A 17,842-nucleotide genomic window follows, 5' to 3' on the forward strand; every position below is an offset into this window, starting at 1 on the left:
GGGGACGCGGATTGCTGCCAGCGGTTCCCGAGAACCGCGTTCGTCCCATACAGACTAGAGGCCTCTCACTGATTTTGCGAGATCCTGAAAGACATTCCCCAGAATCGTTGGAATCCGTGACCTACGGGCAGGTAGTTGAAACCTCCATGATGGCGGGGATCCGCGGGATGTCGGGGATCCCCGCCGAGGTTGTCCTCAGGTGGCCTTGTGCGCGCGGATTCCGCAGCGCCTCAGTCGACGGTGACAAGAGACGTTTCCGTGCGGGCGACAGGGCGGGGTGTCCCGGTCGGGCTCAGAGGTTGATCGTCACGTCGCCCTGATCCTGCAGCTCCCCGGCGTACTGCTGGGTCGCCTCGTTGGCCTTGTCGCTCCTGACCTGCTCCTCGAGCTGCGGGCGCATCTCGTCGATCGAGGGCACCTGCGCCTCCTGACCGGTCTGCGCGGCCATCTGCTCCTGCTGGTCCTTCGCCTGCTGGTAGGCCGCCCCGACCTCCTCGTCGGTGACCTCGAACTCTCCGAACTCGTCGGCGATGAGGCCCTCGATCTTCAGCTGGGTCTTCATCTCCTCATTCACCCGCGCTTCGTCCATGCCCTGGTCGTTCATCGCCGAGAGGAACTTCTCGGTGCTCATCTGCGAGGCCTGGGCGGTCTCGTCGAGGGCGGTGGCGACATCGTCGTCGGTGACCTCGATGCCGCGCCTGTCGGCTTCCTGCTTCAGCAGTTCGGTGCTCACGAGGTTGTCGGCGGTCTGCTGCTTGAGTGCGGCCTCGTCGACGGGCTGTCCGCCCTGCTGGGCGGCCATCATCATCTGCCCGTACTGGGTTTCGTAGAGGGGGACGAACTCGTCCTTCGTGATCTGCTCGCCGTTGACCTCGGCGACGACGTCGGGGATGTCGTCGGTGTTCGGCGCCCCGGCGTCGCTCTGCTCGGCGGCCGGGCTCGTCGGGGCGGCCGACGGGTCGTCACCGCTGGTCCCGCAGCCGGCGAGCGCGACGACGGAGACGGATACGGCGAGTCCCACCCACCACTTGGACTTGACCACAATCACTCCTGCGAATCGATTCAGCCCACCACGCTAACAGGCCGGGATCACTGCGGCCTGTGCGCACGCGGTCACAGCCTGGGCGCGCGGTGAGTGCGCGGCTAGACTGCAGGCATGACCGAACCCACGGAAACCCAGTTCCGCGGAGTGTTCCTCACCTGCGCGGATGTGGAGACCACGGCGGCGTTCTACCGGGACATCGCGGGACTCGCTCTCACCGCGGCCGGTGATGAGGAGTACAGCTACCAGCGCATCGACGTCGACGGGATCCAGATCGCCCTCCACGACGCCGAGGCGTTCGCCGACTACACCTCGCCGCCGCACCCGGCCTCCAACCTCACCCACCTCTACTTCCGCATCGCGGACCGCACGGCGTTCCTCGACCGCCTCGACGCGGCCGGGATCATCCCGGTCGCGGTCGACGACGTCGTCGTCACCGTTGCGGACCCGGACGGCCGGAAGGTGATGTTCGGGACGGCCTGACCGCCTCGGCGCGGGACGTGTCCGCCTGGGCACGGAACGGACGGAGCGACGAACGAGGCCGGATCACAGGCTCGTCGGGACCTCTCCGGTCGGGGCGTAGGCGGAGTAGACGACTCCGCTGCGGTGGAAGGGCCGGGAGTCGAGCAGGGAGAGCTGCGGCTGCGGGTGGCCGTCGGGGAAGAAGCCGCGTCCGCGCCCCTGCCACACGGGGTGGACGAACATCCGGTACTCGTCGACGAGGCCGGCGGTGATGAGCTCGTGGGCGAGCGTGATGCTGCCGGTGATGATGACGTCGAGGCCCGGTTCGCTGCGCAGGGCCGCCACCTCGAGGAGCGGTTCGGTGATGACCTCTGAGTTCGTCCACCCAGGTTCGGTGAGCGTCGAGGAGACGACGACCTTGCGGACCTTGTCGAGGTGGGCGGCGATGCCGGTCGTGTCGTCGGTCTGCTGCGGCCAGTAGCCGCGGAAGTCCTCGAACGTCTGCCGGCCGAGCAGGAGGATCTGCTCACGCGCGGACTGCGCCATCAGCTCGGCGACGAGCTCGTCGTCCTGGGCCTGCGGGTCGAACCAGTCGTCGAGCATCTCGACCCGTCCGTCGAGGGTGACGTTCTGCGTGATGATGATGCGCACGGTGGACTCCTTCGTCAGTGGCCCGGCGGGGCGTGTGCCCATCACGCTACGCACCCGGTGAGCGGGCGTAAAGACCCGGGCGACGGTGTCGTTCGGCCCGACTAGGATCGGGTCCATGACGACCCCCGACTTCCGCGCCGAGGCGACCGCCCTCCTTCCCGATCTCGTCACCCTGCGTCGCACGCTCCACGCCCACCCCGAGCTCGGCACGCAGCTGCCCTTCACGCAGGCCGAGGTGCTCCGGGCGCTTGCGGGGCTGGGACTCGAGATCACGACGGGGGAGTCGCTCACCTCGGTGGTCGCCGTCCTCCGCGGCCGGCGCCCGGGACCGGCGGTCCTGCTGCGCGGGGACATGGACGCCCTCCCGGTGACCGAGGAGACCGGGCTCGACTTCGCCTCGACGAACGGGTCGATGCACGCGTGCGGCCACGATATGCACACGGCCGGACTCGTCGGGGCGGCCCGGCTGCTCGCCGCCCACCGCGACGAGCTGCCCGGCTCCGTGATCTTCATGTTCCAACCGGCCGAGGAGAGCGAGGGCGGGGCGGAGCCGATGATCGCCGAGGGCGTCCTCGAGGCGGCCGGGGTGCCCGTCGTCGCCGCGTACGGCATCCACGTCGAAGCCGACGTCCGCGGCCGCTTCGCCACCCGCGGCGGTCCGCTCATGGCCGGTTTCGCCGACCTCGAGATCACCGTCCACGGCGCCGGGGGCCACAGCTCCCAGCCGCAGGCGACCCGTGACCCGGTGTCCGCGGTCGCCGAGATCGCGCTGGCGCTCAACACGATGACGACGCGTTCCTTCGACATCTTCGACCCCGTCGTCGTCTCCGTCACCCAGCTGCAGGGCTCGGCGGCGAACAACGTCATCCCCGACACCGCGTCGCTGGGAGCCTCGATCCGCTTCCTCTCCGCCGCATCGCTCGCCCTGCTCGAGGAGCGGATCACCGAGGTGGCCGAGGGCATCGCCCGAGCGCACCGGTGCACCGCCTCGGTGGACTTCGCAGTCGGGTTCCCCGTCACCGTCAACGACCCGGGTGAGACCGGCGTCGTCCTCGGACGCCTGCGGGAGCTGTTCGGGCAGGAGAGCGTCACGGTCCTCGACCACCCGCGGATGGGATCCGAGGACTTCTCCTACGTGCTCGAGCGGGTGCCCGGTGCCTTCGTCTTCCTCGGGGCGACCCCGGACGGGATCGACCCCGACGCGGAGACGAACCATTCGCCGAGGGTCCAGTTCGACGACGGACTGCTCGGCGATCAGGCCGCCGCACTCGCCCACCTCGCCTTCGCGCGGCTGCGCGACGAGGCGGGCGACTGAGCGACGAGATCGCCACTTAACGGCGAGACGGACGGTTATAACCGGCGGTCTCGGAGCGAAGTGGCGATCTCGGTGGATGGAGAGCTGGGGAGCGGGGGAACTCAGGTCTCGTCGGCGACGGCCAGCGGCGGCTCGAGATCCCGGCGCCGCACCGTGCGGTAGGCGTCGAACGTGTGGTCCTCGTGCAGGGTCTTGACGATGCAGATGCCGAGCAGCGCGACGATGACGGCGAAGGGCAGGGCCGAGAGCATCGCCGCCTGCTGGAGGGCGGCAAGACCGCCGGCGAAGAAGAGGACCATCGCCGTCGTGCCCGTGAGCGCGCCCCAGACGGTGAGCACCCAGCGGCTCGGTTCGAGCGTGCCGCGCGAGGTGAGCATGCTGAGCACGAAGGTGTTCGCGTCCGCCCCGGAGACGAAGTAGAGGACGACGAGGATGATCGCGATGACCGAGGTCAGCCCGGTCCACGGCAGCTGCCCGAGGGTCTCGAAGAACGCGGAGTTGACGTTGGCGGCCGCGGCCTGGCCGATCTCCCCGCTGCCGTCCATGTCGAGCTTGATCGCGGTGCCGCCGAAGACGGTGAACCATGCGAAGAAGACGAGGCTCGGCACTCCCATGACGCCGAGGACGAACTCGCGGACCGTGCGGCCCTTCGAGATCTTCGCGAGGAACACCCCGACGAAGGCGCCCCAGCTCAGCCACCACGCCATCATGAAGTACGTCCAGAACTGGTACCACTCGACATCCCCGGAGGCGAGCGGCGTGAGGAGGCTCGTCGTGAAGAACTCGCCGAGGTACTGGCCGGTCGAACGGAAGAAGAGGTTGCCGATGAACCCGGTCGGGCCGACGATGAGGACGAAGAGGCCGAGGAAGATCGAGAGCACCGCCGTCGTCTGGCTGAGGAACTTGATCCCCTTGTTGACCCCGGACAGCGCCGACAGCGTGAAGACGACGGTGATGCCGAGGATGATGATGATCTGGACGAAGAGCTCGTTGGGGATCCCGAAGACCCGGTTGAGGCCCTCGGAGATCTGGGAGGCGCCGAGGCCGAGCGACGTCGTCGTCCCGAAGAGCGTGGCGATGACGGCCATGATGTCGACGACCTTGCCCGGCCACCGGTCCATCGCGCTGCCGAAGAGCGGCTTGAGCATCGGGGAGATGAGCCCGGTGTTCCCGCGCTTGTGCGTCGAATAGGCGATCGCGAGCCCGAAGACCCCGAACACCGCCCACGCGTGCGGACCCCAGTCGAAGTACGAGTACTGGAGGGCGACGACCGCCGCCTGCGTGGTGCCCGCCTCGGCGAGGTCGTGCGGGGGAGTCGTGAAGTGCGAGATCGGCTCGGCGACGCCGTAGCTGATGAGCCCGATGCCCATGACCGCCGAGAGGATCATCGCCAGCCACGCCCACGTGCTGAACTCGGGACGGTCGTCCTCGGCGCCGAGGCGGACCCGACCGAAGCGGCCGAAGCCGAGGTAGACGAGGAGGCCGATGCAGCCGAGGGTGACGACGAGGTAGGACCAGCCGACGTTCGCGGCGACCGCGTTCATCGCCGTCGTCATCGTCGTCGACATGCCCTCGGGTGAGATCACGCCCCACAGGGTGAAGGCGGCGACGCCGGCGATCGAGATCCAGAACACCGACCCCGGCCGGTGGCGCAGGGCGTTGGCCTCGGCCATCGCCGGGGAGATCCCGGCATCGTATTCCATGCCGCCGCCGGGCAGCTGGGCGTGGCGGTGCGGGGGGCCTGATGAGGGGTCATCGGCGGGGCCGGGGACGTGTTCCATGGCGAACTCCACTTCCTTGTGAGTCAGTTCTTCGGGACTTCGGTGATCGGTCTGCGGGTGGTGCTGGTGGAGCTGCGGTGCTCAGGGGAGTGGGTGAGGGGGTGCCGGCGGGGACTCCGGATGCGGCATGGAGGGCTCGGCCGGTGGGGACGGCCGGTGGCATGACTCTCAGTCGAGGGACTTCAGGTCCTTGCTGTCGAAGAACTTGCCCGCCTTGTAGATCATCGGGGAGTCCTCCGAGGTCTCGGCGCTCTTGACCCGGCCGATGAAGACGGTGTGGGTGAGCGCCTGGAAGCGCTCCTTGATCTCGACCTCGATCGAGGCGGCCGAGCCGTCGATGAGCGGCGAGCCGCCGGCGGCGGGATGCCAGTCGAGGGTGGCGAACTTGTCGGGGGCCTTCGAGGCGAAGACGCCGATCGTGTCCCGCTGGTTGCGGCTCATGATGTTGATGCCCATGTGCGTCGAGCGGAACAGCGCCGGATACGTCGACGAGGTCTTCTGCACGCAGACGAGGACGAGCGGCGGGTCGAGGGAGACGGAGTTGTAGGAGTTGACGGCGAGACCGCGGGGCCTGCCCTCCTCATCGGTCGTCGTGACCACGGTGACGCCGGTGATGAACTGCCGGTTGAAGGCCTTGAGCGAATCCTTCGTCGGATTGCCCGTGAGGTCGGCGGTGACGACGTCGTCGGGGGCGACCTCGAACGCCGAGGACAGTGACTTCAGCCCGAGGTCGGCCAGCAGCTCGTGGGCGTCCCACGTCACCGTCTCCCGTGCGATCCGGTCGCCGTCGAGGGTGATGAGGTTCGAGCCGTGGGTCGTCACCTGCTGCCCGGTCGGCGGGATGTCGCCCATCGGCTCGGTGAACGTGCCGACGGAGTGCCAGTAGATCGCCCCCTCATCGTCCTCGATGAGGATGTGGTCGATCGTCGTCGTGAGATCGGGGAACGCGGCGCGGATCTCCGCGATCTCCTCCTTGATCGCTGCGGCGTCCTTCTCCTGTCCGGAGTTCGTCGAGACGCGGACGTAGTCGTCGGTGACGAGGGCGTCGAAGGCGTCGAGGTCATCGGTGTCCCAGACGGCGTGCCACGCGTCGCTGATGGTCTTCTTCACACCACTGAGGGCGGCATTCTGTGTTTCTTGCATACCAGAGACCATAGAATGGTCGACATGCATCCGTCAACAGATTCAGAAAACTCAGTGAAATCAAGGTTTCAATCATGCTGTTGACATGCTCGCATGTATGCAAGTAGATTTCTTGTATGCAACAGATCTCCAGCGACGCACAGACCGAATCGTTCCTCGACCGGGTCCGCACGCTCATCCTCAGCGACGGGTACGAACCGGGTGACATGATCCCCGAATCGACGCTCGCCGAGTCCTTCGGCGTCAGCCGCACCCCGGTCCGCGAGGCCTTCAAACAGCTCGAGCGCGAGGGTCTCGTCGAGATCCGGCCCCGGGTCGGAACCTTCCTCCGCCAGCCCAAGCGCCGGGAGATCGTCGAGCTCTTCCAGCTCAAGGAGTCCCTCGAGGGCCTCGCCGCGAACCTCTTCGCCAAGCGCGGGGCGATCCCCGAGCTCGCGATGCTCAAGGACAACTCCGACGCCTCCGACGCCGCGGCGCTGGCCGAGGACGCCGAGACCTACGCCCGGCTCGTCCACGAATTCCACTGGGCGCTCGTCCGCGGGGCCGACAACCGCAAGCTCACCGAGACGTACGAGCGCCTCATGCACCAGCTCGCCTACCACCGCATCGTCCTCAAGGCCGTGCAGCGGCCGGGCCGACTGAGCGAATCGGTCGGCGAACACCATGCCGTCATCGACGCGATCGAGAACAAGGACGCGATCGGCGCGGAGATCGCGATGCGCGAACACGTCAGCGCCTCCTCCCGTGCGGCCCTGCTCTCCCTGACCGAACAGGACCGGCAGACCGCCGGAGCCGGCACCGAGGAGGCGCAGTGAGCGCGGCAGCCCCGACCGAGAATCTGCCCGCGTCGTTCGACGACCTCGCCCGCCGCCTCGGCGTGCGCTCTCTCACCGTCCACCGCGAGGAGATCCTCTCCGAGGCCGGCACCGACCTCGATCGCCCGCTCGTCCAGGCGGCCGCTGTCGCCGTCGTCCCCAACCCGTGGATCGGGGAGGGGCCTGCGGCCGACCTCGCCGCCGCGACGCAGGAGCTCGCACCCGTGCTCGCGAAGGTGCTCACCGACCGTCTGCTGGCGGCCATCGGATCCGCCGAGGCGGTCGAGGCCTTCGGGAAGGGTGCGGTCGTCGGCACGGGCGGGGAGCTCGAACACGCCGGCGCCCTCATCCACACCCCGTACTTCGGCAACATCATGCGCGAACTCCTCGCCGGCACCTCGGTGCTCTGCTTCGCCGACGGCCGCGGACCGGCCGGGACGACGATCCGCGTGCCGCTGTGGCACAAGACCCACGCGACCTCGCGCGACCACTACCAGTCGATCGAGGTCGCCCTCCCCGACGCCCCTCACGCCGACGAGATCTGCGTGATCGCCGCGGCCTCGAACGGGCCCCGGCCCTTCGCCCGCATCGGCGACCGTCGCACCGACGGCGCCGTGACCACCGACATCCTGAAAGGACTCATCTCATGAAGGTTCGCAAGATCACCACCATCGTCGAAGACGTGCTCACCGAGGGCGGACGCGACGTCAACCCGATCACCCGCGTCGCCGCCGTCGCCGCGGTCATCGAGAACCCGTGGGCGGGACAGGGCTTCGTCGACGACCTCGGGCCCGGCATCGACGCCACGGCCAGCGACCTCGGTGCCCTGCTCGCCCCCCGCGTCATGGAGGCCCTCGGCGGGCAGCTCGAAGCGTACGGGAAGGCGGCGATCGTCGGACTCGGCGGAGAGATCGAGCACGGCTCCGCCCTCATCCACACGCTGAAGTTCGGTGACCACTTCCGCACGGCAGCCTCGGCGAGCACCCTGCTGCCCGCCGTCGAGAAGCGCGCGGACGCGGGAGCGACGTTCGACATCCCGCTCAAGCACTTCACGGATGCGACGATCCGCTCGCACCACCAGACCTTCGAATGGCGCGTCTCCGATGCCCCGCACGCCGACGAGATCCTCGTCGCGCTCGCCGGTGCCACGGGCGGACGGCCGCAGGAGCGGCTCGCCCCGCTCTCGGCGGACAAGTAGTCGGCGCGATGACGGCTGAGGATGCGGGCACCCCCGTCGTGCTCCTCCACGGGGTCGGTCTCGACCGGACCGTGTGGGCGCGCGTCGAGGACCGCCTCGACCGCCCGACGGTCGCCCTCGACCTGCCCGGGCACGGGGAGCAGCCGCCGCTGACCGCGCCGACGACCCTGGAGGACATGGCCGCCGACATCGCTGCGCGCATGCCCGCCGGTCCCGTCCACCTCGTCGGGTTCTCCCTCGGCTCGCTCATCGCGCAGCAGCTGGCGGCGACGCTGCCCGGGCGCGTGCGCACCCTGACGTGCGTGAGCTCCGTGGCCGCGCGCACCGCCGAGGAGGCCGCGGCGGTCCGGGCCCGCCTTGAGACCGCGTACGAGGACTTCGCGGGCAGCATGGAACGGGCGCTCGACCGCTGGTTCCCCGCCGGGGAGAGCCCGGAGACCGCGGACTGGCGGGCGGAGACGCGAGCGGTCCTGCTCGCCAACGACCCCGACTCCTACCGGCACGCCTATGCGGTCTTCGCCACCGGCGACCGCGCGATCGCCCCGCGGCTGCCGGCGATCACCGCCCCGACCCTGGCGATCACCGGGGAGCAGGATCCCGGGTCGACCCCGGACATGAGCCGTCGCCTCGGCGCGCTCATCACCGGCACCGAGGTGGTCATCGTTCCCGAGGCCCGCCACATGCTTCCCGTCACCCATCCCGAGACGCTCGCCCGCCGGGTGAGCGCGCTCATCGACGACAGTGCTGTTCCCACGGATCGCAGTGCTGTCCTCGACGACGGCAGTGCCGTTTCCCATGACCACAGCGAAAGGAGTCAGCGATGACGCTGCGACTCGACCACTTCATCGGCGGGGAGCACAGCGCCCCGGCCGACGGCGGCTACCTCACGAGCACGAACCCGGCGACGCTCGAGACCCTCTACGAATTCGCCCGCGGCACGGCGGCCGACGTCGACCGGGCCGTCGACGCCGCCTCGCAGGCCTTCTCCTCACGGATCTGGCGCCGGACGACACCGACCCAGCGGGGGCACCTGCTGCGGCGGTTCGGCGACCTCATCACGGAGAACGCGGACGAGCTCGCGCGGCTCGAGAGCCAGGACAACGGCAAGCTCCTGCGGGAGATGGTCGGCCAGCTCGCCGGGCTGCCCGAGTACCTCTACTACTTCGGCGGGCTCGCCGACAAGGTGCAGGGGTCGCAGATCCCGACGAACTCGCCCGAGGTCATCAACTTCACGCAGCGGGAGGCGCTCGGCGTCGTCGGGCTCATCACCCCGTGGAACTCGCCGATGACGCTGACGCTGTCGAAGCTCGCACCGGCACTGGCGGCCGGGAACACCGCGGTGATCAAACCGAGCGAGTACACCTCGCGCACGATCCTGCGCCTGGCCGAACTCGCCGATGAAGCCGGGTTCCCCGCCGGCGTCGTCAACGTCGTCACCGGCCTCGGCGCCGAGGCGGGGCAGGCGCTCGTCGACAACCCGAAGCTCGCGAAGATCTCCTTCACCGGATCGACGCGCACGGGGTCGGCCATCGCCTCGGCGACGGCGGGACGGTTCATCGGCTCGACCCTCGAACTGGGCGGGAAGAGCCCGAACATCGTCTTCGACGACGCCGACGTCTCGAACGCCGCGATGGGCGTCATCGCCGGCATCTTCGCGGCCGCCGGGCAGACGTGCATCGCCGGGTCCCGGGTGTTCGCGCAGCGTGGGATCTACGACGAGCTGCTCGAGAAGGTCACCGCCCGGGCCGCGTCGATCGTCATCGGCGACCCGATGGCCCCGGAGACCGAGCTCGGACCGCTCGCCTTCGAAGCGCAGCTCGGCAAGGTCAAGGAGTACGTCGACCTCGGCGTCTCCGAGGGCGGACGGATCGCCTACGGCGGGGACCGTCCCGACGTCGACCTCCCCGGCTACTTCTTCCAGCCCACCGTGCTCACGGACACGACGAACGACATGCGCGTCGTCCAGGAGGAGATCTTCGGACCCGTCGCCGCGGTCATGCCCTTCGACACCGAGGAGGAGGTCCTCGCACTCGCCAACGACACCGACTACGGGCTCGCCGCCGGGGTGTGGACCCAGAACCTCGCCCGCAGCATGCGGATGTCCCAGCAGCTCGAGGCCGGCACGATCTGGATCAACATGTACCGCGCGATGTCGCCGATGTCGCCGCGGCAGGGGTTCAAGAACTCCGGGGTGGGCATCGAGCACGGCATCGAGTCGATGCACGAGTACACGCGGCTCAAGAGCATCTGGATCAACACGGACGAAGGCCCGGTCGCCGATCCCTTCGTGCTGGGGAGGTGAGGACATGCCGCTCATCGACATCTCGATCGGCCGGGGCCGCACGCCCGAGCAGCTGCGCGCCCTCATCGCCGGCGTCCACGACGTCGCCGCACGCACCACAGGTGCTGCGGACGAGAACATCACGGTGATCGTGCGCGAAGTCGACAAGGAGCTCTGGTCGCGGTCGAACACGACGATCGCCGAACGCGAAGCCTCCGCCTGACCCGCCTGACCGCCTGACCCGCTGACCGCCGCGCGGCAGGCCTCCGGCGGCCGCCTCGGCGAACCGACCACAACGACACCACCCCGCTCACCTCACGAGCAGAGATCCGCCAGGCGCCGCCTGCGGACGGAAAGGACCAACGATGCGCTTCTCGCTCTTCCTCCACATGGAACGCTGGGACGACGCGATCAGCCCCGAACAGCACTGGGCCAACCTCGTCGAACTCGTCAAGATCGCCGAGGCCGGAGGCTTCGGCACGGTGTGGATCGGCGAACACCACTCGATGGAGTACGTCTCCTCGCCGAGCCCGATGCCGCAGCTCGCCGCGCTCGCCGCGCAGACCTCGACGATCCGGCTGGGGTCGGGCACGATCATCGCCCCGTTCTGGCACCCGCTGCGCGCCGCCGGCGAGGTCGCGCTCCTCGACGTCATCAGCGGTGGGCGCGCCGAGGTCGGCATCGCCCGCGGCGCCTACCAGTTCGAGTTCGATCGGATGGCCGGCGGCATGCCCGCGGCCGACGGCGGTGAGTACCTGCGCGAACTCGTGCCCGCGATGCGCGCCCTCCTCCAGGGCGACTACGCCCACGACGGCGAGCACTGGCAGTTCCCCGTCTCGACGGCGGTGCCCAAGCCGGTGCAGCAGCCGACTCCGCCGATCTGGCTCGCCGCCCGCAGCCCCGAGACCCACGACTTCGCCGTCGCCAACGGCTGCAACGTCCAGGTCACGCCGCTGATGAAGGACGACCGCGAGGTCGAGGACCTCATGAGTAAGTTCGAGACGGCGCTCGCCGCCCACCCCGAGGTCGAGAAGCGTCCGGAGATCATGGTGCTGCGTCACACCTACCTCCACTCGCCCGAGGACCCCGAGGGCTGGAAGGTCGGGGCCGCCGGCATCAACAAGTACTACCGGACGTTCTCGGCGTGGGCGTTCGGGAAGAAGGACCCCGTCGACGGCTTCCTCGACCCGACCCCGGAGGAGCGCTTCGCCGACCGTCCCGAGTTCGAACTCGAGTCCCTCCACCGGTCGGCGATGATCGGCACCCCCGCCGAGGTGACCGAGCGGATCAGGCACTACGCGGACCTCGGCTACGACGAGTACAGCTTCTGGTCGGACAATGCGCTCAGCCACGAGGAGAAGAAGGCGTCGCTGCAGCTCTTCATCGACGAGGTCGTGCCGAACTTCAGGTGATCGAGGCGGGGTGAAAAGTGTGAAGCCCGGTGTCGTCGCGTGAAGCCCGGTGGGCGAAGGGAGTGATTCTCCGTCGCCCACCGGGCTTCTCCGTGCGCTCGCCGCGCGAGCCGCGCAACCGTGTCGCGGGCCGCGCAACCGCGGCTTCAGCCCGTCACGCGCTGATGAGGCCGTGGGGGTCGAGGACGAACTTCTTCGCGACGCCCGAGTCGAAATCGGCGTAGCCCTGCGGGGCGTCCTCGAGCGAGATCGCCGTGGCGTTGACGTTCTTCGCGATCGAGACCTTGTCGTGGAGGATCGCCTGCATGAGGCCCCGGTTGTACTTCATCACCGGGCACTGGCCGGTGACGAAGACGTGCGACTTCGCGAACCCGAGGCCGAAGCGCATCGACAGCGAGCCCTCCTTGGCCGCTTCGTCGACGGCACCCGGATCACCGGTGACGTAGAGCCCGGGGATGCCGAGGCTGCCGCCGGCCCGCGTGATGTCCATGAGCGAGTTGAGCACGGTCGCGGGTGCTTCGTGCCCGGCGTCCTTGCCGTGTCCGCGGGCCTCGAAGCCGACGGCGTCGATGCCGCAGTCGACCTCAGGGGTGCCGAGGATCTGCTCGATCTGGTCCTTCGGGTCGCCCTTCGAGACGTCGACCGTCTCGCAGCCGAAGCTCCGCGCCTGCGCCAGACGGTCCTCGTTGAGGTCGCCGACGATGGCGACGGCGGCACCGAGGAGCAGCGCCGAGGTGGCCGCCGCGAGACCGACGGGACCGGCGCCCGCGACGTAGACGGTCGAGCCCACTTGCACTCCCGCCCCGACGGCGCCGTGGAATCCGGTGGGGAAGATGTCCGAGAGCATCGTGAGGTCGAGGATCTTCTCCATCGCCTGCTCTTTGTCCGGGAACTTCAGGACGTTCCAGTCCGCGTAGGGGACGAGGACGTATTCGGCCTGTCCGCCGACCCAGCCGCCCATGTCGACGTAGCCGTACGCCGAACCGGGACGGTCGGGATTGACGTTGAGACAGATTCCCGTCTTGCCCTCCTTGCAGTTGCGACAGCGGCCGCACGAGATGTTGAACGGCACCGAGACGAGGTCGCCGACCTTGACGAACTCGACGTCCCGACCGACCTCGACGACCTCACCGGTGATCTCGTGACCGAGGACGAGACCCTCGGGAGCAGTCGTGCGGCCCCGGACCATGTGCTGGTCGGAGCCGCAGATGTTCGTGGCGACGGTCTTGAGGATGACACCGTGATCGACCTTGCGGCCGACGTTGGCGGGATTGACGCCGGGGCCGTCCTTGAGGACGAATTCCGGGTACTCGGTGTCGATGACCTCGACCTTGCCGGGACCTGCGTAGCTGATTGCCCTGTTGCTCATCCTTGAGCCTCCGTTCGGAGCTGATGGTGAGGACGTGATCGGCGGGAGAACCGATCGGCCTCCTGAAATATCAGTCTTGTATCAGACGTGCTGTCAGTCTTGCCGGGCGTCTCCGTCCGTGTCAATACCCCAGTTCGGACTGTGCGACTCCTCCCAGGACCTCGCCGAGTCGCCGCGGCGCGCGGCGCGGCGCACCCTGCCCGGCAACCTCACTTGGCGGTCGCGGCGACGGTCGGCCGCCTCGGCGCGTGGGCCCCGCTGGTGCGTCAGCGGCCGGGGATTCCTTCGACGCACTCAACCGACAGATACGCCCTGCGCTAACGGCGTATTTGTCGGTTGAGTGCGTCGGTGCGTGAGTGGGCGAAGGATGGCGGCGTAATTGTCGGTTCACCGCGTCGGTATCGCGGGCGGAGAGCGGCGCCGCACTCAATCGTCGCAGGCGGACTCGCTCCGCACGCAACTGCCCACACCCCGCGCAATCGTTGCGGGCTGGACCGGCCTCCGCGCAGCCAACCGTCCCACGCAGCCTCCCCGCACTCCCGCCCGCTCAGTCGGACTCGCCGAGGCGGGTGGCGAGGATCCGCTGGGACGTTGCGCGCAGGTGGCGGAGGGATTCGCGGATGAGCGGTGAGCCGCGGCTGCCGGTGCGCACGGCGGCGATGATCCTCCGCGAGAGCCGGGCCGTGCCGGTCAGCCGCACGCGTCTGACGTTGTCCTCGCCGGAGAGGTTCGCGAGCCGGGGGACGAGGCTGACCCCGATGCCGGCGCCGACGAGCGCGGCCGAGGTCTCCCATTCGACGGACTCGTGTGCGATCGTCGGCGTCAGCCCGGCCGCGGTGAACGCGGCGATGAAGAGCGCATGGTAGGGCGAGCCGGGCACCGCGGTGATCCAGTCCTCGCCGGCGAGATCCGACAGATCGACCGCGTCGAGTCCGGCGACCGGGTGGTCGGAGGGCACCATGACATCGAGCGGATCGTCGAGGAGGTCGACCTTCTCGAACCGCGCGTCGTTCTCCGCCCGGGTGTCCCCGCGCGGGGAGACGACGACGGCGAGGTCGATGCGCTCGGCGACGAGGAGGTCGAAGCAGCGGCTCGGACTCGCCTCGATGACGTGGACCCTGACCTCCGGATGGGTGGTGCGCAGGTTGGCGGCGAGCGGGGCGAGGAGATTCGCCGAGGCGGTCGAGAACCCGCCGATCCCGAAATGGGAAGGCGCCTGGTCGCCGGCGGTGAACGAGGAGGCGCGGATCTCCTCCCACACGGAGATCAGCCGGTCGGACCGGCGGACGAGATAACGGCCCGTCGCCGTCAGGCGCAGGCCGCGCCCGTCCTTGGTGAGAAGCGTCATTCCCAGCGCATTCTGGAGGTCGCGCAGCTGCGCGGACACCGCCGAAGGGGAGTATCCGGTGAGCTCTGCGGTGGCCGCGATCGTGCCCGCTTCGGCGAACGTCCGCAGCGTGATGAGACGCGGATCAAGCATGCTGACATTATGCACCGATTCCGCACGTTGATCTCCAGAATCTCGCGCTTTTCCCGCAGTGTTCGCCCGGTCTATCGTGACATCAGCGAGGCGGCGGGCCTGGGCGATGGGTCGGCCACGCCCGAGGGGCCGCTCGCCTTCATGAGCTCATCAAGGGAGATCGGAATTGACCGCTACCAACCTGGCACCGACGAAGAAGGGATTCCCCGCGGGGATCAGCGAGGAGAGGCTCGACGAGATCCGCCTCCTCCTCGACACCAGGCGCCAGGGCTTCTCACTCGAAGCCCCGTTCTACACCGACGACCACCTCTTCAACCTCGACATGCAGGGCATCTTCGGCCGGCACTGGGTCTTCGCGTGCAGCGTCGCCGAGATCCCCGAGCCCGGTGACTACATCACCGTCGACCTCGGGCCGTACTCGCTCATCGTCCTGCGCACCGACGACGGCGGCGTCAACGCCCTCCACAACGTCTGCCGCCACCGCGGCGCCCGCGTGCTCACTGAATCCTCGGGCACGACGGGCAACCTCGTGTGCGGCTACCACTCGTGGACGTACTCGCCCGACGGCGAGCTCATCCACGCCTCGGCGCCGGGTGAGATGTCCTTCGACAAGGCCTGCTACGCGCTCAAGCGCGCCCACGCGAAGGTCGTCGCCGGCCTCGTCTTCCTCTGCCTGGCCGAGGAGCCGCCGGAGGACTTCGCCGAGGTGGCCGACCTCTTCGCGCCCTACGTCGGTCCGCACGAGCTCGCGAAGACGAAGGTCGCCTACCAGCAGAACATCGTCGAGGAGGGCAACTGGAAGCTCGTCATGGAGAACAACCGCGAGTGCTACCACTGCGACGGCCACCCCGAGCTCGCCTGCTCGCTCTTCCCGACGTGGGGGCTGAGCGACGAGACCGTGCCCCCGCACCTGAACGAGGTGTGGGAGCGCAACCAGCAGGCCCAGGCCTCGCTCGAGTACCGCTGCCGGCGCTACGGCCTGCCGTACGAGGTCATCGAGGAGCTCGACACCCGGGTCGCCGGAATCCGGATCTCCCGGGAGTCCCTCGACGGGGAGGGCGAGTCGTTCTCCGCCGACGGGCGTCGGCTCGTCAAGAAGCTCCTCGGCGATCTGCCGGACTTCCGGCTCGGACGGTGCTCGATGCACCTGCAGCCCAACAGCTGGTTCCACCTCCTCGGCGACCATGTCATCACCTTCGCCGCGTTCCCCATCAACGCCCACCAGACGCTCGTGCGCACGACGTGGCTCGTCGCCGATGACGCGGTCGAGGGCGTCGACTACGACCTCGAGACGCTCACCCACACGTGGAAGCAGACGAACCTCCAGGACAAGGCGTTCGTCGAGCTCTGCCAGCAGGGCGCGGCCAGCCCGATGTACGAACAGGGCCCCTATATGAAGAGCGAGTACCAGGTCGAAGCCTTCATCAACTGGTACGTCGGCCGGATGCGGGAGCACGTGGAATGAGGTCGCTCGCCGACCCGACCATCCCGCTCGCGCAGCGGATCCGCGGCCTCGAGATGCCGTGGAACCGGGTCCTCGGCTCGACCGCGGGCCCGGCCGGTGCCGCCACCGCGCTCGGACCGTGGCATCCGCAGGAGTTCACCGCCGAATGCGTCGAGACGATCCCCGAGGCCGGGGACATGATGACGTTCGTCTTCCGCCGCACCGACGGCGCACCGCTGGCGTTCCGGTCGGGACAGTACGTCAACATCGACTTCCCCATCTACGGCGCCGAGGCGGAGCCGGAGTCCCGCAGCTACTCCCTGTCCTCGGCGCCCACCGAACCGTGGACGTTCTCCGTAACGATCAAACGCGACGACAACGGACTCGTCTCACCGTGGGCGCACGAGTCGATCAGGCCGGGCACGGTGCTCGAGATGCTCGGTCCCGTCGGCGCCTTCCACCTCGCCGACTGGGACCGGCGGGCCCGCTACCTGCTGCTCGCGGCCGGGGCCGGCATCACGCCGCTGATGTCGATGATCCGCACGATCCACTCGCTGCCCGGGCAGGCCGACGTCATCCTCCTCTACCACGGGTCGGAGCCCGACCGCTTCGCCTTCACCGATGAGCTCGACTTCCTCGAGAAGGCCGACTTCCGGATCCAGGTCGTCTACTGTCTCGGCGATCGGGCGCAGTCGGCGGCGGCGGAGGCGTGGACGGGACGGACCGGTCGGCTCTCGGCCGAGCTCCTCGACGAGGTCGTCCCCGACGCCAACGGCCGCCAGGTCTTCGCGTGCGGACCGGAGGGCTACCTCAACACGGCCACGGAGTGCCTGAGCCGGGTCGGCGTCGACGACACCTCGATCTTCATGGAGTTCTTCTCCGGTGACCGGGCGACCCGCCTCGAATACGCCGAGGAGGTGGCGCTGGCCGGAGAGATCGCCGGGGAGATCGCCTCGTCGACCGAGGAGTACTGGGAGCAGCAGCCGGCGGCGTTCGACCTCTACGAACCCGAGTGCGACACCGAGGGCGCAGTCGAGGCCGGCGGCGTCCCGCTTGAGGCCGTGCCCGCTGACGTCGAGACCACCCCCGACGGTGCAGATGATGGCGAAACGAGACCCGCGGACCCTGCGAGCTTCGCTACCGTGGGAGAAGGCGAACTCACCATGGCCTTCCTCCGCACCGGGGTGAACGTCCGCATCGCCCCGGAGGCCAATATCCTTCAGGCCGCACGGCGGGCCGGGGTGCGGATCGGAGCGAACTGCCAGGAGGGCATGTGCGGTTCGTGCAAGGTCGTCAAGCTCGACGGGGAGGTCGACATGAACCACCAGGGCGGCATCCGCGCCCGCGAGATCGACGCGGGGAAGTTCCTTCCCTGCTGCTCGACGGCGACGACCGATCTCGTCATCGACGCCTAGGCCACCGTGTCCACGGTCCCGGCACCCGCCTCGG

The 17,842-nt window shown here is 68.9% G+C and carries 17 protein-coding genes; 11 read left to right on the forward strand and 6 right to left on the reverse strand.

From position 1 onward, the window contains the following. Positions 1 to 292: 292 nt before the first annotated feature. Positions 293 to 1,042, reverse strand: coding sequence for a SurA N-terminal domain-containing protein (locus ABD154_RS03695; protein ID WP_211978415.1), 750 nt, complete (start codon positions 1,040 to 1,042; stop codon positions 293 to 295). 114 nt (positions 1,043 to 1,156) lie between these two features. On the opposite strand from ABD154_RS03695, the gene ABD154_RS03700 reads away from it, so the two are divergent. Next, positions 1,157 to 1,525: a VOC family protein gene (locus tag ABD154_RS03700; RefSeq protein ID WP_211978414.1), complete on the forward strand. Its 369-nt coding sequence runs from the start codon at positions 1,157 to 1,159 to the stop codon at positions 1,523 to 1,525. A gap of 63 nt (positions 1,526 to 1,588) precedes the next feature. On the opposite strand, the gene ABD154_RS03705 is transcribed toward ABD154_RS03700, so the two are convergent. Further along, the gene (locus tag ABD154_RS03705; RefSeq protein ID WP_211978413.1) at positions 1,589 to 2,155 is read right to left on the reverse strand and encodes a dihydrofolate reductase family protein; all 567 of its coding nucleotides are present in this window, start codon (positions 2,153 to 2,155) and stop codon (positions 1,589 to 1,591) included. Between the two features lie 115 nt (positions 2,156 to 2,270). Here ABD154_RS03705 and ABD154_RS03710 point away from each other — a divergent pair, with 115 nt between their 5' ends. Continuing rightward, positions 2,271 to 3,470 (forward strand): M20 metallopeptidase family protein, encoded by a 1,200-nt coding sequence (locus tag ABD154_RS03710; protein ID WP_211978412.1) that lies wholly within the window; start codon positions 2,271 to 2,273, stop codon positions 3,468 to 3,470. Positions 3,471 to 3,571: 101 nt separating this feature from the next. Here the strand turns inward: ABD154_RS03710 and ABD154_RS03715 are convergent, their stop codons facing one another. After that, the gene (locus ABD154_RS03715; RefSeq protein ID WP_249120952.1) at positions 3,572 to 5,251 is read right to left on the reverse strand and encodes a BCCT family transporter; all 1,680 of its coding nucleotides are present in this window, start codon (positions 5,249 to 5,251) and stop codon (positions 3,572 to 3,574) included. Positions 5,252 to 5,419: 168 nt separating this feature from the next. Further along, entirely contained in the window at positions 5,420 to 6,394 is a 975-nt protein-coding gene (locus ABD154_RS03720; protein WP_249120951.1) for a flavin reductase, read from the reverse strand. 116 nt (positions 6,395 to 6,510) lie between these two features. Between ABD154_RS03720 and ABD154_RS03725 the strand changes: the two genes are divergently transcribed. The 7 genes from ABD154_RS03725 (at position 6,511) to ABD154_RS03755 (ending at position 12,100) form a co-directional block, all read left to right on the forward strand. After that, positions 6,511 to 7,209 carry a GntR family transcriptional regulator gene (locus ABD154_RS03725; protein WP_211978410.1) on the forward strand — a complete coding sequence of 233 codons (699 nt, stop codon included), beginning with the start codon at positions 6,511 to 6,513 and terminating at the stop codon, positions 7,207 to 7,209. After that, a complete protein-coding gene (locus ABD154_RS03730) occupies positions 7,206 to 7,859 on the forward strand; it encodes an amino acid synthesis family protein (protein ID WP_211978409.1) in 654 nt (217 codons plus the stop codon). Before ABD154_RS03725 ends, ABD154_RS03730 begins: the two co-directional genes overlap by 4 nt. After that, positions 7,856 to 8,407, forward strand: a complete 552-nt coding sequence (locus ABD154_RS03735) for an amino acid synthesis family protein (RefSeq protein ID WP_211978408.1) — start codon at positions 7,856 to 7,858, stop codon at positions 8,405 to 8,407. The genes ABD154_RS03730 and ABD154_RS03735 overlap by 4 nt, the downstream gene beginning before the upstream one ends. Positions 8,408 to 8,415: 8 nt before the next feature. Next, complete coding sequence (locus tag ABD154_RS03740) at positions 8,416 to 9,231, forward strand: alpha/beta fold hydrolase (protein ID WP_249120950.1); 816 nt, start codon at positions 8,416 to 8,418, stop codon at positions 9,229 to 9,231. Further along, positions 9,228 to 10,709: an aldehyde dehydrogenase gene (locus ABD154_RS03745; protein ID WP_198500221.1), complete on the forward strand. Its 1,482-nt coding sequence runs from the start codon at positions 9,228 to 9,230 to the stop codon at positions 10,707 to 10,709. Before ABD154_RS03740 ends, ABD154_RS03745 begins: the two co-directional genes overlap by 4 nt. A 4-nt stretch (positions 10,710 to 10,713) precedes the next feature. Then, entirely contained in the window at positions 10,714 to 10,911 is a 198-nt protein-coding gene (locus ABD154_RS03750) for a tautomerase family protein (RefSeq protein WP_198500222.1), read from the forward strand. A 142-nt stretch (positions 10,912 to 11,053) separates the two neighbouring features. After that, on the forward strand, positions 11,054 to 12,100 hold the full coding sequence (locus ABD154_RS03755; RefSeq protein ID WP_344250144.1) for an LLM class flavin-dependent oxidoreductase: 1,047 nt from the start codon (positions 11,054 to 11,056) through the stop codon (positions 12,098 to 12,100). Between the two features lie 154 nt (positions 12,101 to 12,254). On the opposite strand, the gene fdhA is transcribed toward ABD154_RS03755, so the two are convergent. Both fdhA and ABD154_RS03765 read right to left on the reverse strand, forming a co-directional pair. After that, positions 12,255 to 13,469, reverse strand: coding sequence for a formaldehyde dehydrogenase, glutathione-independent (gene fdhA / locus ABD154_RS03760; RefSeq protein ID WP_344250146.1), 1,215 nt, complete (start codon positions 13,467 to 13,469; stop codon positions 12,255 to 12,257). Between the two features lie 547 nt (positions 13,470 to 14,016). Continuing rightward, the gene (locus ABD154_RS03765) at positions 14,017 to 14,949 is read right to left on the reverse strand and encodes a LysR family transcriptional regulator (protein ID WP_198500224.1); all 933 of its coding nucleotides are present in this window, start codon (positions 14,947 to 14,949) and stop codon (positions 14,017 to 14,019) included. A 214-nt stretch (positions 14,950 to 15,163) separates the two neighbouring features. Here ABD154_RS03765 and ABD154_RS03770 point away from each other — a divergent pair, with 214 nt between their 5' ends. Together ABD154_RS03770 and ABD154_RS03775 are read left to right on the forward strand one after the other, a co-directional pair. Further along, positions 15,164 to 16,414, forward strand: a complete 1,251-nt coding sequence (locus tag ABD154_RS03770; RefSeq protein WP_376872626.1) for an aromatic ring-hydroxylating oxygenase subunit alpha — start codon at positions 15,164 to 15,166, stop codon at positions 16,412 to 16,414. Continuing rightward, positions 16,411 to 17,808 (forward strand): flavin reductase family protein, encoded by a 1,398-nt coding sequence (locus tag ABD154_RS03775; RefSeq protein WP_344250149.1) that lies wholly within the window; start codon positions 16,411 to 16,413, stop codon positions 17,806 to 17,808. The genes ABD154_RS03770 and ABD154_RS03775 overlap by 4 nt, the downstream gene beginning before the upstream one ends. Positions 17,809 to 17,842 lie beyond the last annotated feature (34 nt).

The organism is Brevibacterium sanguinis (assembly GCF_039528855.1).
Classification (GTDB): domain Bacteria; phylum Actinomycetota; class Actinomycetes; order Actinomycetales; family Brevibacteriaceae; genus Brevibacterium; species Brevibacterium sanguinis.

Bases quoted from the DNA above. Each gene is read 5' to 3' on its own strand.
- ABD154_RS03755 (WP_344250144.1), top strand. From the start codon at position 11,054: ATGCGCTTCTCGCTCTTCCTCCACATGGAACGCTGGGACGACGCGATC.
- ABD154_RS03765 (WP_198500224.1), bottom strand. From the start codon at position 14,949: ATGCTTGATCCGCGTCTCATCACGCTGCGGACGTTCGCCGAAGCGGGC.
- ABD154_RS03750 (WP_198500222.1), top strand. From the start codon at position 10,714: ATGCCGCTCATCGACATCTCGATCGGCCGGGGCCGCACGCCCGAGCAG.
- ABD154_RS03735 (WP_211978408.1), top strand. From the start codon at position 7,856: ATGAAGGTTCGCAAGATCACCACCATCGTCGAAGACGTGCTCACCGAG.
- ABD154_RS03715 (WP_249120952.1), bottom strand. From the start codon at position 5,251: ATGGAACACGTCCCCGGCCCCGCCGATGACCCCTCATCAGGCCCCCCG.
- ABD154_RS03740 (WP_249120950.1), top strand. From the start codon at position 8,416: ATGACGGCTGAGGATGCGGGCACCCCCGTCGTGCTCCTCCACGGGGTC.
- fdhA (WP_344250146.1), bottom strand. From the start codon at position 13,469: ATGAGCAACAGGGCAATCAGCTACGCAGGTCCCGGCAAGGTCGAGGTC.
- ABD154_RS03710 (WP_211978412.1), top strand. From the start codon at position 2,271: ATGACGACCCCCGACTTCCGCGCCGAGGCGACCGCCCTCCTTCCCGAT.
- ABD154_RS03745 (WP_198500221.1), top strand. From the start codon at position 9,228: ATGACGCTGCGACTCGACCACTTCATCGGCGGGGAGCACAGCGCCCCG.
- ABD154_RS03700 (WP_211978414.1), top strand. From the start codon at position 1,157: ATGACCGAACCCACGGAAACCCAGTTCCGCGGAGTGTTCCTCACCTGC.
- ABD154_RS03775 (WP_344250149.1), top strand. From the start codon at position 16,411: ATGAGGTCGCTCGCCGACCCGACCATCCCGCTCGCGCAGCGGATCCGC.
- ABD154_RS03720 (WP_249120951.1), bottom strand. From the start codon at position 6,394: ATGCAAGAAACACAGAATGCCGCCCTCAGTGGTGTGAAGAAGACCATC.
- ABD154_RS03725 (WP_211978410.1), top strand. From the start codon at position 6,511: ATGCAACAGATCTCCAGCGACGCACAGACCGAATCGTTCCTCGACCGG.